At 64.0% G+C, this 12,845-nt stretch carries 18 protein-coding genes; 10 read left to right on the top strand and 8 right to left on the bottom strand.

Annotated elements, in window-relative coordinates; genetic code table 11:
- Nucleotides 1-31: 31 nt before the first annotated feature.
- The 3 genes from CXY72_RS06280 to CXY72_RS06290 form a co-directional block, all read right to left on the bottom strand.
- Nucleotides 32-1,318, bottom strand: coding sequence for an ATP-binding protein (locus tag CXY72_RS06280; protein WP_104126838.1), 1,287 nt, complete (start codon nucleotides 1,316-1,318; stop codon nucleotides 32-34).
- A gap of 46 nt (nucleotides 1,319-1,364) precedes the next feature.
- On the bottom strand, nucleotides 1,365-3,095 hold the full coding sequence (locus tag CXY72_RS06285; RefSeq protein WP_104126839.1) for an aldehyde dehydrogenase family protein: 1,731 nt from the start codon (nucleotides 3,093-3,095) through the stop codon (nucleotides 1,365-1,367).
- Nucleotides 3,096-3,197: 102 nt separating this feature from the next.
- Nucleotides 3,198-3,440, bottom strand: coding sequence for a hypothetical protein (locus CXY72_RS06290; protein ID WP_104126840.1), 243 nt, complete (start codon nucleotides 3,438-3,440; stop codon nucleotides 3,198-3,200).
- Between the two features lie 56 nt (nucleotides 3,441-3,496).
- Here CXY72_RS06290 and CXY72_RS06295 point away from each other — a divergent pair, with 56 nt between their 5' ends.
- A complete protein-coding gene (locus tag CXY72_RS06295; protein WP_104126841.1) occupies nucleotides 3,497-3,937 on the top strand; it encodes a MarR family winged helix-turn-helix transcriptional regulator in 441 nt (146 codons plus the stop codon).
- Nucleotides 3,938-3,980: 43 nt separating this feature from the next.
- Here the strand turns inward: CXY72_RS06295 and ald are convergent, their stop codons facing one another.
- Entirely contained in the window at nucleotides 3,981-5,096 is a 1,116-nt protein-coding gene (gene ald, locus CXY72_RS06300; RefSeq protein WP_104126873.1) for an alanine dehydrogenase, read from the bottom strand.
- A 149-nt stretch (nucleotides 5,097-5,245) separates the two neighbouring features.
- Here ald and CXY72_RS06305 point away from each other — a divergent pair, with 149 nt between their 5' ends.
- Nucleotides 5,246-5,731, top strand: a complete 486-nt coding sequence (locus CXY72_RS06305) for an Lrp/AsnC family transcriptional regulator (protein WP_104126842.1) — start codon at nucleotides 5,246-5,248, stop codon at nucleotides 5,729-5,731.
- A 23-nt stretch (nucleotides 5,732-5,754) separates the two neighbouring features.
- Complete coding sequence (locus CXY72_RS06310; RefSeq protein ID WP_199183970.1) at nucleotides 5,755-6,423, top strand: LysE/ArgO family amino acid transporter; 669 nt, start codon at nucleotides 5,755-5,757, stop codon at nucleotides 6,421-6,423.
- 105 nt (nucleotides 6,424-6,528) lie between these two features.
- Here the strand turns inward: CXY72_RS06310 and CXY72_RS06315 are convergent, their stop codons facing one another.
- Genes CXY72_RS06315 through CXY72_RS06325 form a run of 3 tightly spaced genes read right to left on the bottom strand, consistent with a single transcriptional unit; the run spans nucleotide 6,529 to nucleotide 8,086 of the window.
- Nucleotides 6,529-6,867 (bottom strand): hypothetical protein, encoded by a 339-nt coding sequence (locus CXY72_RS06315; protein ID WP_104126843.1) that lies wholly within the window; start codon nucleotides 6,865-6,867, stop codon nucleotides 6,529-6,531.
- On the bottom strand, nucleotides 6,867-7,514 hold the full coding sequence (locus CXY72_RS06320) for an Asp23/Gls24 family envelope stress response protein (protein WP_104126844.1): 648 nt from the start codon (nucleotides 7,512-7,514) through the stop codon (nucleotides 6,867-6,869). Before CXY72_RS06320 ends, CXY72_RS06315 begins: the two co-directional genes overlap by 1 nt.
- Nucleotides 7,511-8,086, bottom strand: a complete 576-nt coding sequence (locus CXY72_RS06325; protein WP_104126845.1) for an RNA polymerase sigma factor — start codon at nucleotides 8,084-8,086, stop codon at nucleotides 7,511-7,513. The genes CXY72_RS06320 and CXY72_RS06325 overlap by 4 nt, the downstream gene beginning before the upstream one ends.
- Nucleotides 8,087-8,216: 130 nt before the next feature.
- Between CXY72_RS06325 and CXY72_RS06330 the strand changes: the two genes are divergently transcribed.
- The 7 genes from CXY72_RS06330 (at nucleotide 8,217) to CXY72_RS06360 (ending at nucleotide 12,004) form a co-directional block, all read left to right on the top strand.
- On the top strand, nucleotides 8,217-8,693 hold the full coding sequence (locus CXY72_RS06330; RefSeq protein ID WP_104126846.1) for an Asp23/Gls24 family envelope stress response protein: 477 nt from the start codon (nucleotides 8,217-8,219) through the stop codon (nucleotides 8,691-8,693).
- Complete coding sequence (locus tag CXY72_RS06335; protein WP_233197681.1) at nucleotides 8,690-8,884, top strand: DUF2273 domain-containing protein; 195 nt, start codon at nucleotides 8,690-8,692, stop codon at nucleotides 8,882-8,884. The genes CXY72_RS06330 and CXY72_RS06335 overlap by 4 nt, the downstream gene beginning before the upstream one ends.
- 2 nt (nucleotides 8,885-8,886) lie before the next feature.
- A complete protein-coding gene (locus CXY72_RS06340) occupies nucleotides 8,887-9,327 on the top strand; it encodes a hypothetical protein (RefSeq protein ID WP_104126848.1) in 441 nt (146 codons plus the stop codon).
- A gap of 32 nt (nucleotides 9,328-9,359) precedes the next feature.
- On the top strand, nucleotides 9,360-9,932 hold the full coding sequence (locus CXY72_RS06345) for a DUF6286 domain-containing protein (protein WP_146071092.1): 573 nt from the start codon (nucleotides 9,360-9,362) through the stop codon (nucleotides 9,930-9,932).
- A complete protein-coding gene (locus CXY72_RS06350; RefSeq protein WP_104126850.1) occupies nucleotides 9,929-10,534 on the top strand; it encodes a hypothetical protein in 606 nt (201 codons plus the stop codon). The genes CXY72_RS06345 and CXY72_RS06350 overlap by 4 nt, the downstream gene beginning before the upstream one ends.
- Nucleotides 10,535-10,634: 100 nt before the next feature.
- The gene (locus CXY72_RS06355) at nucleotides 10,635-10,808 is read left to right on the top strand and encodes a CsbD family protein (RefSeq protein ID WP_104126851.1); all 174 of its coding nucleotides are present in this window, start codon (nucleotides 10,635-10,637) and stop codon (nucleotides 10,806-10,808) included.
- A 137-nt stretch (nucleotides 10,809-10,945) separates the two neighbouring features.
- Nucleotides 10,946-12,004, top strand: a complete 1,059-nt coding sequence (locus CXY72_RS06360; protein WP_104126852.1) for a YihY/virulence factor BrkB family protein — start codon at nucleotides 10,946-10,948, stop codon at nucleotides 12,002-12,004.
- 312 nt (nucleotides 12,005-12,316) lie between these two features.
- On the opposite strand, the gene CXY72_RS06365 is transcribed toward CXY72_RS06360, so the two are convergent.
- Nucleotides 12,317-12,835: a CarD family transcriptional regulator gene (locus tag CXY72_RS06365; protein WP_104126853.1), complete on the bottom strand. Its 519-nt coding sequence runs from the start codon at nucleotides 12,833-12,835 to the stop codon at nucleotides 12,317-12,319.
- Nucleotides 12,836-12,845 lie beyond the last annotated feature (10 nt).

Here is a 12,845-nt window from a genome sequence, read left to right on the forward strand (position 1 = left end):
AGACCCAGCTCTCGCTCGAGCAGGGTCACTCCTACAGCCGGGCGAGGCGTTCGATGTCCTCGAGGAACTCGGCTGCGACTTCGTCGGACACGGTACGGCGGGTCTCGGAGATTGCGATCTCATAATCTTCGGTGCTGGGACCGTTGATAGCGGGCCCGGCACCGGATTTATAGAGAGCTTTTTCAAGCGCGTGCTGGGAGGCCCGGTGAGCGGCATACTCGACGTCGGCCGGGGAGAATCCGTCGCTCTGCTCGACCAAGACTGCCAGATCGACCTCCCCCGATACGGCATCGGGAATGTAACGTTCCCAGATAGCCTGGCGGGCGGCGACATCCGGCAGCCCGATCGGCACAACGTAATCGAAACGTCCGTGGCGAAGGAAGGCGGAGTCGAGTGCACGAATGAAGTTCGTGGCACAGACCAGCAGACGACCGGGTTGTTCGCGAAAAGCCGGGATGATCTTGAGCAGTTCGTTGGTCACACCCTGCATAGCCGAAGGCGGTTCGCCGGAACGCTGGGCGGCGATCTCTTCGACCTCGTCGATGAACACGACCGCGTGTTCGAGCTCGGCGATCTTCAAAAAGGTTTCCCGAAGCGCGCCGGCAAGGCCCTGCGGGTCAGTGGCGAGGCGGGAGGGAAAGACCTCGATGAACGACCACTCCAGGCGGGAGGCGATCGCCTTCGCGAAGGTGGTCTTTCCGGTGCCCGGAGGGCCGAACAATACGACGGCTTTGGGCGGCGATACACCGTATTGCTCAGCGAGTTCGGGTTTGGCCAGGGGCATGACCAGACGGCGCTCGAGCAGTTCCTTCTCACGCTCCATCCCGCCGACTTTCTGCCAGAGGTCGCGCGGCAGTACGCGTCCGCCCAGCTCACCGAGCAGTTTGAGCTCCTCCCGCTGCACAGGAATGTGCCGCTCGAAGTAGCGCAGGTTCTTCTTCACCTCGAACCCGCGGTTGAGAAAGGGATCGACGTTCGTCTCTGATTCGGGCATAAGCGCCGATAGTTTAGTCATGCCGTGCGGGGCCATGCGGCTCTCGAGGGCAGCGAGCATAGCCGTACCGATGCCCTGGCTCTGCCAGCTTTCGGCGGTCGCCAAAAAGACGATCCAGCCTTGCGCGTGAGCAGCGCGGCCGACGGCTGCGCCGACGACCTCCTCGCCGTGCACCGCTACGACGGCGTGATCCTTCTGGCAGGAGGCGAGCACCTCGGAAAGACCGTAAACCGGTTCTGTGTCTGAGGCCTTGATCTCCTCCCACAGACGCAGAATGCCGTCCAGATCGTCGGAGTGAAAGTCGCGCAGTCGCCAGCCAGTCATCGTGATCCTCGCATCGTTGGGTGTGCAGCCAATCTATTACATCCGATCAGGCGTGAAATGCGGCGACGAGAATGCGAGGCAGTTTGCGCGCGGAGGGATAGGCGGCGAATTCGGTCAGCAGGCGGGCGGTGCGCGCGCCACTTCTTGCCGACACGAACCACGGCGGTTTGGGTAGCAGCGCCCACTCGGCGTGGGCGACCGAGCGCGGAAACGGGCGGAACGGACCGCGCACCACGGTGCGTTCCACCTCATCAAGGAGGAGCGCGTTGTGGACCACTCCGATGCCGCTCTGCACGTCATCGAGGGTGTGCCCCGGGAAGGCACCCCATGGTGCCGCCGCCGAGAGAAAGCCGATGCCGGTCCAGGCGTTGATCGCGATGGTTCCGTACTGCAGGCGCGTGACGGCCTGTGCAAACCCCGGGCCAAGCCGCCGAATGGTACGTGGCAGCCCAATAATATTCACACCGAGAGTGCCGAGGAAATCACGATTGACGGTCCGAACGGCGGCGTCAAGATAGGTCTGATTATCCCCGAGCAATTCGACGACGCCGAGCACGGGTGCAAAGTATTCCGTTGTCAGCATATTTTCTGTGGACGGGGAAGCTGTAGAAGGGGAAGCTGTAGAGGGGGATGCTGCCAAATTCGCCACGGCGACGAGCAGGCGCCCGCCGGGAATCGGCTGCGCGGCCGGGTAGGCGGCGCGAGCCGCTCGCATCCGCTCGTCGCTGCCGGGGTACCAGGCCGGTCGTGTCGGCGCAGCAGCGAGCGCAGCGGCGACCGCGGCGAGAAATGCGCGCTTCTGCGGCCAGGCGGCGCTGAGCACGAGTACCTGCCCGGCGATGCAGTTGTAGCCGCCGTTATGCAGCCGCATGGTAGCCACGTGTTCGGCCTGGTAGCGCAGGTCCTGTGGGCTCCACCGGCCGGGCAGCACAATGATCGGGGAGACTCCGCCGAGTTCGCTGCTGATCGGTTTACCGAGGCGGGGAGTCTTGGACCCACCGAACACGATCGCGTTGTGGGTGGTCGCGCTGCCGGTGATGTGTACATGGCTGATGCCCGCATGGTGGGCTAGGTAGTCGCCCACGTCGGCGCCGCCCGTGACGATGCGCAGCAGGCCCTGCGCGATGAGCGGGGCGAAAGCCGCCCGATAGATCGGCAGCAGTCCGTCGAAAGTGGGGTTGAGCTTGAGTAGTGAGACCCGATTGTGCGCCACGAGCTCGTACAGCACATCGAGCGGGGCGATCGAGCTGATGTTGCCGGCACCGAGCACGAGGCCGACCCCGCCGGTCGCTGTCGGACTGAGCTGGCCCAAGCCGGCCGATACCTGCGCCTGCCGCACGGTGACGCCCGGTCGCAGCCAGGCCCGGGCGCGAAATCCGTGGAGCAGCAGTCCATCCCACGCGTTATGGGGCAATACGGGAACCGTGACGCGACCGCCCGGCGCGCGCCCCAATCTCTGGCCGGCGAGCGGGCTGCGCCCGGAGGCGAGCGCCCGCAAAGTGCGGCCGAGCGCGTTCACCGAGGTGAGCACCCCATATGGTCCGGTCAGCCATTCTTCGCCGATCAGCGGAGATGAGGGGTCGAGACCTTTGGCGCGGGCCGCAGCAGCCACCCAGCGCTCGGCTTCATCAGAAACGGATGCCGCGGTGCGCGCCAGCAGATCGCTACGCGCCGCGAGTGGGGTCACCCCCCACCGCACGCTTCCTGCGGCCAACTCGGCGATCGCGAGGTCGAGCTGTGACGTGTTGAGGTCAGCGCGGTCTGCCGTCGTTGACATTAATCTCCCGTGATCGGCGCCAGACTACCCCCTGGGCGGATAACTGGTGCCTGTGCTGACGTCTGCGGAGGGCTGCGCCCGGTATCCGCCCGCGGCGGCTGGCTAGGGCAGGGCTACCGGACAGTGGAGCTGGGTACGCTCGCCGCTGCGGTCGATGTCGTGCTGGTCCATTGGCTGGGCACAGACCGGGCAGACACGCACGGGCGCAGGCTGTACGCGGAGCAGATCGGACCCGCTCAAACCAACCGGCGGCGGTCCGAGAATGGGAAACAGTCGACCGTTCAGCCAGGCAGTGAAGCCGCCGGGACCTGTGCCGAGCGAAAAGGGTATCTTGCCGTGTATCATGACTGTTAGTGTACTAACTAAATGCATAAAGAACAACGGGTCGGAACGGGACACCCATGACATCGTCAACGCTCGACAACCCCCTCGCCCTCGACAACCAGGTCTGCTTCGCCCTGGCCATCGCCTCACGCAACGTCATAGCCCTGTATCGGCCCATTCTGGAGCCACTCGGGCTTACGCATCCGCAGTATCTGGTGATGCTCGCCCTGTGGGACGAGAGCCCGCGCACGCTCAAGGGCCTCGGCCAGACCCTCCGCCTCGAGCCGGCGACTCTTTCCCCCCTGCTCAAGCGGCTCGAAGCCACCGGCTACGTGCGGCGGCAGCGCCGGGAAGCTGACGAACGAACGCTCGATATCACGCTGACCGACCGCGGACAGAACCTGCGGGCGGTGGCTGAAACCATCCCGCCGCGGGTCGTCGAAGCACTCGATCTGCCATTGGACGACCTGCTTCGCCTACGCCATGCACTGCACGGGGTTATCGTCGCGACGTCCTGACCCGCCGGGGCGCCGGCTGGAAAGATACCGCTTGGGGACCGACTCAGGCGATCGCGTCGGCTACCGTCAACAGGGCCGCGTGGAACGCAGCCGCGACGTGCGCGTTGGTGATGCGGCCGTCGTGCACGTTGAGGCCCTGGGCGAGAGCGGAGTCTTCGGCGATGGCCTGCTTCCACCCCTTCTGGGCCAGCGCGACGACGTAGGGCAGGGTGGCGTTGGTCAGTGCGCGCGTTGACGTGGCCGGCACTGCGCCGGGCATGTTGGCAACGCAGTAATAGACGCTGTCATGCACGAGGAAGGTGGGATTGTCGTGCGTGGTGGCGTGCGACCCCTCGAAGCATCCACCTTGGTCGATCGCGATGTCCACGAGCACGGAGCCGGGCTTCATCGAGGCAACCATGGCGTCGGTGACGAGTTTGGGAGCCTGCGCACCTGGAATGAGCACGGAGCCGATAACCAGGTCAGCCTCCCGCACCTGCTCGGCAATCTCGTACTGGGTCGACGCGCGCGTCTGAATCTCGCCGTTGAAACGGGCCTCGAGTTGGCGCAGGCGAGCCAGCGACAGATCGATGATGGTCACGTCGGCGCCCATGCCGAGTGCGTTAGCGGCGGCGTGCTCGCCAGCTACGCCGCCGCCGATCACGACGACCTTGGCCTTCGGGGTTCCGGGAACACCGCCGAGCAGAATTCCACTGCCGCCGTTGGCGCTCATCAGGTGGTAAGCACCGACCTGCACCGAGAGGCGGCCAGCGACTTCGCTCATCGGCGAGAGCAGCGGCAGGCTCTGGTCGGTAAGTTGTACGGTCTCATAGGCAATCGCGGTCGTGCCGGACGTGATCAGAGCCTCAGTGCATTCAGCGGATGCCGCGAGGTGCAGATAGGTGAACAGCACCTGCCCCGGGCGCATCAACGGGTATTCGCTGATGATGGGCTCCTTGACCTTCAGGAGCAGGTCGGCCCTGGCCCACACTTCGGCGGCGGTGTCGACAATGGACGCCCCGGCAAGCCGAAAAGCATCGTCGGTGATGCTGGAGCCCAGCCCAGCACCCTTCTCGATGACGACCTCGTGGCCGCGCCGAGTGAGTTCGTGAACACCGGCCGGAGTGATCGCCACGCGGTTCTCATTATTCTTGATCTCGGTGGGAATGCCGACCAACATGTCTGCTCCGTTTCGGGTTGCCAGCGCCGAACGCATCGGCTGTGATAGGGGTAAGACTCCTATTAATTCGTTTCCGCTAGGTCAAATACGTAGAATCTGCCAGACTTCAAGAATATTCCACTAAATATGCGGTTGTCAGGAGATGCGAGATGACGGAAACGAAGAGGATTCGGGTGGTCGAAACCCTCGACGACGTCGATCGCATCCTGGTCGCGGCGCTGCAGGCGGACTCCCGCACGACCAACAGCCGGCTGGCCAGCGCTGCCGGTATCGCCGAATCCACGTGCGTCTCCCGCGTGCGCTCGCTGGTCAGTCGAGGAATCATCACGCGTTTCACGGCCGTGGTCGACCCGAAAGCGATCGGACTCGGCCTGCAGGCGCTGATCAGCGTGAGCATTCGCGCAGGCGCCCGCACGCACATCCCGGCCTTTCGCGATTCGATCCGGGTGATGCCGCGCGTCGTTCAGCTATATTTTCTCGGCGGGTCCGAAGACTTCATCATTCACCTGTCGGCCCGGGACACCGACGATGTGCGCGATTTCGTGCTGGACAACCTTTCAGCCAATCCCGCGGTCGCGTCAACCCGTACGAGCATGGTGTTCGAGCATTTCTACAACGGCGTCGCCCCCGAATAGCGAGCCCCTAAACTATCCACGAGATGAACCTCGCCGACACGATTCTGCCCACCATGTTCGGTTTTGGTACCGGACTCGCGCTCATCATCGCGATCGGCGCCCAGAACGCGTTTATCCTGCGGCTCGGTATTGCGGGGCGGAACCGCACCGTGCTCGCTGCGGTGCTGATCTGTTCGGTCTCCGACGCCGTGCTCATTCTGGCCGGCATCGCGGGAATCGGCGCTCTTATTCAAGCCGCCCCGGTCGTTCTGGTCGTCGCGCGGGTGCTCGGCGCCGGCTTTCTGCTCACCTACGGTGCGTTCGCCGCAGTGCGCGCCTTCCGCCCCGGCGTGCTCGTAGCGGCCGCGACTACAACGATACGCACCAAGGCCGCCGTCGCGACGACCATCGCGCTCACCTGGCTCAACCCGCACGTCTATCTCGACACCCTGATTTTTCTNTGGCTCAACCCGCACGTCTATCTCGACACCCTGATTTTTCTCGGATCCGTGGCGAACCAGCAGGGGACGAACGAGCGCTGGTGGTGGGGAGCAGGGGCAATCACGGCGAGCTTCGTCTGGTTCTTCGCGCTCGGTTTCGGTGCACGAACGCTGCGGCCCTTGTTCGCAAAGCGAAGCTCCTGGCGAGTGCTCGACGGCTTCATCGCCGTGGTCATGATCGCCCTCGGCGTGCGAATGGCGGTCGGCGTCTAGCGGCGCTACTCGCGCCAGTACCCAGCCTTGCCGAGCAGCAGCGCTTTGGCGAGCAAATACTTGCCGAAGCTCACGTGCACGACCAGCACGCCCATCCGTGATCGGCTAGACGTTCAGCCACACGCTGGCCACGATCACGACGATCTGCACGACCGGCGGGCTACCGCTCTGCTCGAGGTGCGCGGCGATCGCGTCGTGCACCCGGCCGCTCACGTCACTCGAGGACTCCGCCGCACCGATGCCGATCCTGGCCGTGACCCGAATGCCGTCAGCCCGCTGTTCGATGTGTACGAGGGGCGCTGCGGTCGCTCCCTGGGCCACCGCATCGAGGGTGGCGGCGAGTACGGTGGCCACCATCGATCCGGCGGGATACAGCGCGGCGACACCGGGCACCCCGCGCACCACTCCGTCAAGCTGGTCGAAAGAGGAAACGTCCGCGGTCATCATTTTTCCTGTTCGTCAGCGGATGCATCGGGCAGCGAATGCAGGTCACGCACGGTGATATCGATGGCCACCACGACCAGCTCCGTATATTTGCTCAAAGTGGCATACATCGCGTCTCGCAGCTGATCGGCCAGCCGCGGTATATTCTCACCAGGGAATACGGTCACATCAACCCGGATGGAGATCGGCGCGCCGGGCACGCTGACGTCGCCGACCAGAACACACCGGCCGACGAACACGTTCTGCATGCGATCGCCGGTTTCCCGCAGCATGCCACGCACGGCGCCCTCCGTCACGACGAGGCGCGCGATCGGCGACGGGTGCGCCAGCGGAATCTCCCGGCCGGCATGGGCCTCCAGCGTGATGTTGTTGAGAATGGACGACACCCAGCTGTCGTCGCGCCGGGATTCACGTTCGAGGTCTTGCGCAAGCAATGACCGCTGCGCTCGACGCAGTCGTTCGAGACCACGCAGGGCGATCTCACAGTCGGGCGAATCGTCGATGCCCGGATCGGCGGGCATCCGGTCGCGATCAAGGTAGTCGCTGAGTTGCTCGATGGTGTACCCGTTCAGGCCAGCCTGTTCCCCCTCGGTACTGTCGAGGTCGAAGGCGAAAAAGTGCCGGTTCGCCGGTGTCAGGTCGGTCATCGCCAATCCTCCATCTGTCGGAGTAGGGTCTTGCGAGCGCGGGCCAGCAGTCCGCGCACGGTGGAAAGCGGCAGGTTCAGCTCGACGGCAATGTCACCGTAGCTGTACTCGGCGAGTTCGCGTAGGGTCCAGCAGCGCCGTTGATCCACGGGAAGAGCCGCGAGCACGCGCGCGAGCGCTTCGGTCTCGGACTCCACCTCAGCGAGGACGTGTGGGGCATGACTTTCGGGCGCCGGGGCATCCGTGTCGTCGATATTGACATGCGGGCGGCGAGCGCGGAGCCGATCGATGCTCTTACGACCCACGATGCGCATCAGCCAACTCTTGACAGCCTTACCGTCGTCGAGAGTGCCGAGTTGCTGCCAGGCCGTGATGAACGATTCCTGCACCACGTCGTCGGTTTCGTCAGTTGAGCCAAGAACCCGGGTCGCGTAAACCCGCATGAGCGGGCCGTACCGACGAACGAGAACCTCGAAGGCACGCAGGTCGCCATCGGCAGCGCGGTCAGCGAGCACGTGGTCGGCGGCCGCATCGAGCGGCGACGCGACCTGCTCACGTACTTTGCCGGGCACATCCCCTCCTTAGGCAAACTAGTCCAGAATATTTCTCATCTTCGTGTGACGAACACGCCACATGTTTCGTCTTACAGGTAAGAATCCGTTCTGGCTAGACCAGACGGCCCGATACGAAGGAGCTTTTTCCATGGATCTCATCGACACCACCGGCCCCGCATCGACGAGCAAGTCCCCGCGCAGCCGCGCCCCAATCAGCCTACCGCTGGCCGGTGAGTCCGCCACCGGAACCGGCAAGACCGTCATCAACGACGGCGTCGTAGCCAAGGTGGCCGGCATCGCCGCCCGCGAAGTGTCCGGCGTGCACGCGCTCGGCGGCGGCGCCGCCCGTGCCCTGGGAGCCATTCGTGAGGCAATGAACAGTACCGACGTGAGCCAGGGCATCTCGGTCGAGGTGGGAGAAACGCAGGTGGCGGTAGATGTGACAATCGTCGCCGAGTACCCGGTGCAGCTGCAGCAGGTGGCCGACGATATCCGCTCGAGCGTTATTCGCGCCATTGAAGACCTCGTCGGCCTCGAAGTCACCGAGGTCAACGTGACGATCATCGATATTCACCTGCCCAGCGACGATGCCGATGCTGAGCCGAGTAAAGCCGCACTGCGGTGACTAACGCAACCCGAACTGGAATGCTGGTCGGTGCGATTCTCGCCCTGACCTGGGTGATTCTGGGCTTCTGGGCGTTCCTGTTCGTCGCCTTGTCCATGCTGGTCGGCGCCCTGATCGGCCGCGTGGTCGACGGCCGCCTCGACCTCGGCTCACTGATCGGAGCGTTTCAGGGAAAGCGTTCATCATCGTGAGCGTGGCGACCGATACCGCAAACGAGTGGTTTCTCGGCGGAGCGGTACACGACGCACCAGAGGACGGTACTCCGCCCACGACCGTAACTCCTCCCCCGCCCTGCGGCCGCACCCGCATCGTGCCCCGGGCGCTGCGCCAGGTCGTCTCAATGGTCACTGCGGAATCCCTCGGCGTCCCCTCCGGTCAAGTCCGCGTGGAGCTCGGCGATGACCGCGGCCGGCTTGCGCTCACGATCAATACTGCCATTCGCGTCGTTGCCCTCTCTCGCATCACCCGCGACCCCGCCGTCATCGCGCGCACTGGCGGCACGATTCTGGTCCGTTCGGCCCAGTCACAAGCTGAAATTCTTCATCGCGTCGGAGAACTCACCGGCGCCGATATCGGCCGGGTCACCGTGCGGCTGACCGGCATCGACGTGCAACAGGAACGCAGGGTGCAATGAACTCGGCACCGGCCGATCGGTCTTTAGAGTCGATGGCACCAATTTATGGGCGTATCAGCCGGCGTGAACTGCATTCGCCTCGGTCAGCGGTCGCCATCATCGTGGCCGTTGTCGTCATTCTGCTTTGCGCTTGGGTCGGCGCCGAGATCGTGCTGCTCGTGATCAACCAGCCGGCCCTGCTCGCGACCCCGACCGAACTGGCTGCCGGTGTTGCATCCATTTCCACGGTGCCGGCTTCGTTACTTAGCACTATTGCGCTCGCCTGCGCCCTTGTCGCCGTCGTGCTGTTGGTCACCGCAGTCACGCCCGGGCGCAGACCGCGGCATCTGATCGATTCGAAGCGAACGGTGACCGTCGTCGATGACGAGGTAATCGCGTCCGCCTTAGCCGGGCGCGCCGCTCGTGTGGGCGGCATCAACCCCGACGACACCCGGGTCAGCATCTCTCATCGCCTGGCCACGGTGCAGCTCGTGCCGACATCGGGCCAACCGGTGCAGAGCGACTCGGTACAGCAGGCCGTACAAGACCAGCTCGATAGCCTGCACTTGCGACCGACACTGCAGACCCGGGTCGTTGTGGCCGTTGGTGGAAAGGTCGGAACGTGAACAACACCAACCGCGCGCTCAACCGCAGCGTCATCCTGGTGACCGGGTTGGTGCTGCTAGCCGTAGCCGTTCTGCTCGGCCTGCTCGCAACGCAAACCACACTGCGGGATGCGTGGGCCTCGGTTGCTGACCGGGTTGGCGGCACGGTCGCCGGCTGGCTCCAATCCACGCCGCTCGGCAACACGCGCAATAGCTGGATCTGGATCATCGTCCTCACCCTGTTGCTGGTCGTCGTCGGCCTATTGCTCAGCTTCATTCTGCGGCAGGGCCGCGGCCATTCCGACCACCTCATCAGTGAACAGACCTCAGACTGGGGCACCACACAGGTTGATTCGACGGTTGCCGAGCAAGCACTGCACAACGCGCTCGGCGAGCACCCCGAATTCTTGTCGACCCGCGTCACGACCTATCGGGTATCCCGCGACGCCGTCCTCAAGGTCTCGGTGACCTGTCGCCGAGGTACCTCTCCGGCCGACGTCGTGCGCGTCGTCGAACAGGCCCTGCTTGCCCTCGATGAACTCCTCGGCCTACGCATCCCCGCCCTGTTGCAGATCAGCGGAGGCTTCCGCCTGCGTACCGGTCGCGCCACGCGTGTTCCCTAAACCGTTGAGGATGCCTCTCACCGACATCCACCCCCGACTTTTGTTCAGCGCTTCCGCGCCGAACACTCCCCCAGAAATACCTCACGAAAGAGAGAACACCATGAGTGCAGCCGACAAGATCAAAAACGCCGCGCAGGACCTCAAGGGCAAGGCTACTGAGGCCGTGGGCAACGCCACCAACGACGACTCCAAGGTTGCCGAAGGACGCGCCGACCAGACCGCGGCGAGTGCCAAGAAGGTGGGCGAAGACATCAAGGATGTCTTCAAAAAATAGTTTCAGATCTGCTGACACCGAGCACGCGACAGAACCGGAGATTTCGTCAGAACGCAGTAAATTCTTTCTGTCCGCAGGTCGCGATCGCCCGGCCGACCGCGACCTGCGGCTTCACTCGACCCGAGCAGGAGACTTTCATGGCAAACGCGGGCCAAAGCCAAAAACTCACCGGTGCCCCTGCGCCCGATGACGACCGCAAGCCGGACACGCCGGTTAAGGTTACGAAGTCCTCCTGGAAATACATCTTCAGACGCACGCTCAGCAAATTCAGCACCGACCAGTGCACCGACATTGCGGCGTCGCTCACCTACTTCGCCGTGCTGTCGCTGTTTCCCATGCTCATCGCCCTGGTTTCGCTGCTCGGCGTGTTCGGGCAGGGCCGGCAGTCCGCCGACACTCTGCTGACGATTCTCGCTTCGATCGCCCCCAGCGACGCCCTCGACGTCATTTCGGAGCCGATCGAACAGTTCAGCACCGCACCGTCCGCCGGGTTTGCACTAGTGGCAGGGATCGCGGTCGCGCTCTGGTCAGCATCCGGCTATGTCGGAGCCTTCAGCCGCGCCATGAACCGCATCTACGAGATCGACGAGGGCCGGTCATTTCTCAAGCTCAAGCCCACGCAGTTGCTCGTCACCGTCATCAGCATCGCCTTGCTGCTCGTAGCCGTGTTGATTGTGGCCATTTCCGGTCCCGTCACCGATGCCGTCGGCGCCGCCCTCGGCCTCGGCCAGACCGTGCAGCTGGTCTGGTCCATTGCCAAGTGGCCGGTGCTTTCGGCCACCGTCGTGTTGCTGATCGCGGTGCTGTACTACTTCACCCCGAACGTGCGCCAGCCGAAGTTTCGCTGGCTGAGCCTCGGAGCACTGGTCGCCCTCATTGCGATCGTCGTCGCGTCTCTAGGATTCGGGTACTACGTCGCAACGTTCTCAAACTACGCCAAGACCTACGGTTCCCTCGCTGGAATCGTCATCTTTCTGCTCTGGCTGTGGCTGACCAACCTCGCCTTGTTATTCGGTGCGGAGTTCGACGCCGAACTCGAGCGTGGCCGCCAGCTGCAGGCGGGCATCGCCGCCGAGAAGAACATTCAGCTGCCCCCACGCGGCACCAGGAAGAGCCAGAAAGCCGCCCTCAAGGAGATGCAGACCGTCGCTGACGGCCGTCGCATCCGCAAAGCCAACGCCGGCCCGCGTCCGTAACGGTTTCCGGAACGCCCGGCCCCTCTTCCGCGTCGATTCGTCTGGTCCAGACCCGGGCCCAAAACGCTGTCTCCCGACCCCACCCTGTTCGTGCTGGCCGCGTGCATCGGCTGGGGAGTCTCGACCGCGGTCGGCCCGCTCACCGCACGGAGCATGCTGCTCAGTGCGCGGAACGCAATCGACAGCATTATGTTCGCGCGCTGCAACCTGATCTCCTGGTCGCCGGGCTCGTCTTAGGCTCCGCGAGCCCAGGATCGCCCACACACGAGCACCCTCGCTCGCGAGGCGAACGAGGGTGCTCGGTCAATTCGACTAAACGGTTATTTCAACCGGCTCATCACTGACGACGTAGTTCTGAATTTCGATGAGCAGCAGGTCGCCGGCTTCTTGATCGGTCAGGCCCTGGGCCAGAGCGAGTTCGGAGACAAGAATCTGACGGGCCTTTTCGAGCATCCGCTTTTCGCCAGCAGAGACGCCCTTGTCCTGGTCGCGACGCCACAGGTCGCGCACGACCTCGCTGACCCGGTAGACGCTGCCGCTGGCCATTTTCTCCTGGTTGGCCTTGTAACGGCGTGACCAGTTGCCCGGCTCCTCGGTGAATGCGTTCTGCAGAATTTCGTACACGGCGCTCACACCCGCGGCGTCGATGACGTCGCGCACGCCGACGAGCTCGACGTTGTCGACCGGAAGCTGAATGGTCAGCGCGCTCGTGTGCACATTGAGGGTCATGAACTGCTTCTCGACGCCCTTGATGTTGCGGGTCGCGAGGGCCGTGATGGTGACCGCTCCGTGGTGCGGATAAACCAGGGTTTCGCCGATTTCGATCTTCATAGAATGTGCC

This window comes from Cryobacterium sp. Y57 (assembly GCF_002929505.1).
Taxonomy (GTDB): Bacteria; Actinomycetota; Actinomycetes; order Actinomycetales; family Microbacteriaceae; genus Cryobacterium.

Bases quoted from the DNA above. Each gene is read 5' to 3' on its own strand.
- CXY72_RS06280 (WP_104126838.1), bottom strand. From the start codon at position 1,318: ATGACTGGCTGGCGACTGCGCGACTTTCACTCCGACGATCTGGACGGC.
- CXY72_RS06285 (WP_104126839.1), bottom strand. From the start codon at position 3,095: ATGTCAACGACGGCAGACCGCGCTGACCTCAACACGTCACAGCTCGAC.
- CXY72_RS06290 (WP_104126840.1), bottom strand. From the start codon at position 3,440: ATGATACACGGCAAGATACCCTTTTCGCTCGGCACAGGTCCCGGCGGC.
- CXY72_RS06295 (WP_104126841.1), top strand. From the start codon at position 3,497: ATGACATCGTCAACGCTCGACAACCCCCTCGCCCTCGACAACCAGGTC.
- ald (WP_104126873.1), bottom strand. From the start codon at position 5,096: ATGTTGGTCGGCATTCCCACCGAGATCAAGAATAATGAGAACCGCGTG.
- CXY72_RS06305 (WP_104126842.1), top strand. From the start codon at position 5,246: ATGACGGAAACGAAGAGGATTCGGGTGGTCGAAACCCTCGACGACGTC.
- CXY72_RS06315 (WP_104126843.1), bottom strand. From the start codon at position 6,867: ATGACCGCGGACGTTTCCTCTTTCGACCAGCTTGACGGAGTGGTGCGC.
- CXY72_RS06320 (WP_104126844.1), bottom strand. From the start codon at position 7,514: ATGACCGACCTGACACCGGCGAACCGGCACTTTTTCGCCTTCGACCTC.
- CXY72_RS06330 (WP_104126846.1), top strand. From the start codon at position 8,217: ATGGATCTCATCGACACCACCGGCCCCGCATCGACGAGCAAGTCCCCG.
- CXY72_RS06345 (WP_146071092.1), top strand. From the start codon at position 9,360: ATGGCACCAATTTATGGGCGTATCAGCCGGCGTGAACTGCATTCGCCT.
- CXY72_RS06355 (WP_104126851.1), top strand. From the start codon at position 10,635: ATGAGTGCAGCCGACAAGATCAAAAACGCCGCGCAGGACCTCAAGGGC.
- CXY72_RS06360 (WP_104126852.1), top strand. From the start codon at position 10,946: ATGGCAAACGCGGGCCAAAGCCAAAAACTCACCGGTGCCCCTGCGCCC.
- CXY72_RS06365 (WP_104126853.1), bottom strand. From the start codon at position 12,835: ATGAAGATCGAAATCGGCGAAACCCTGGTTTATCCGCACCACGGAGCG.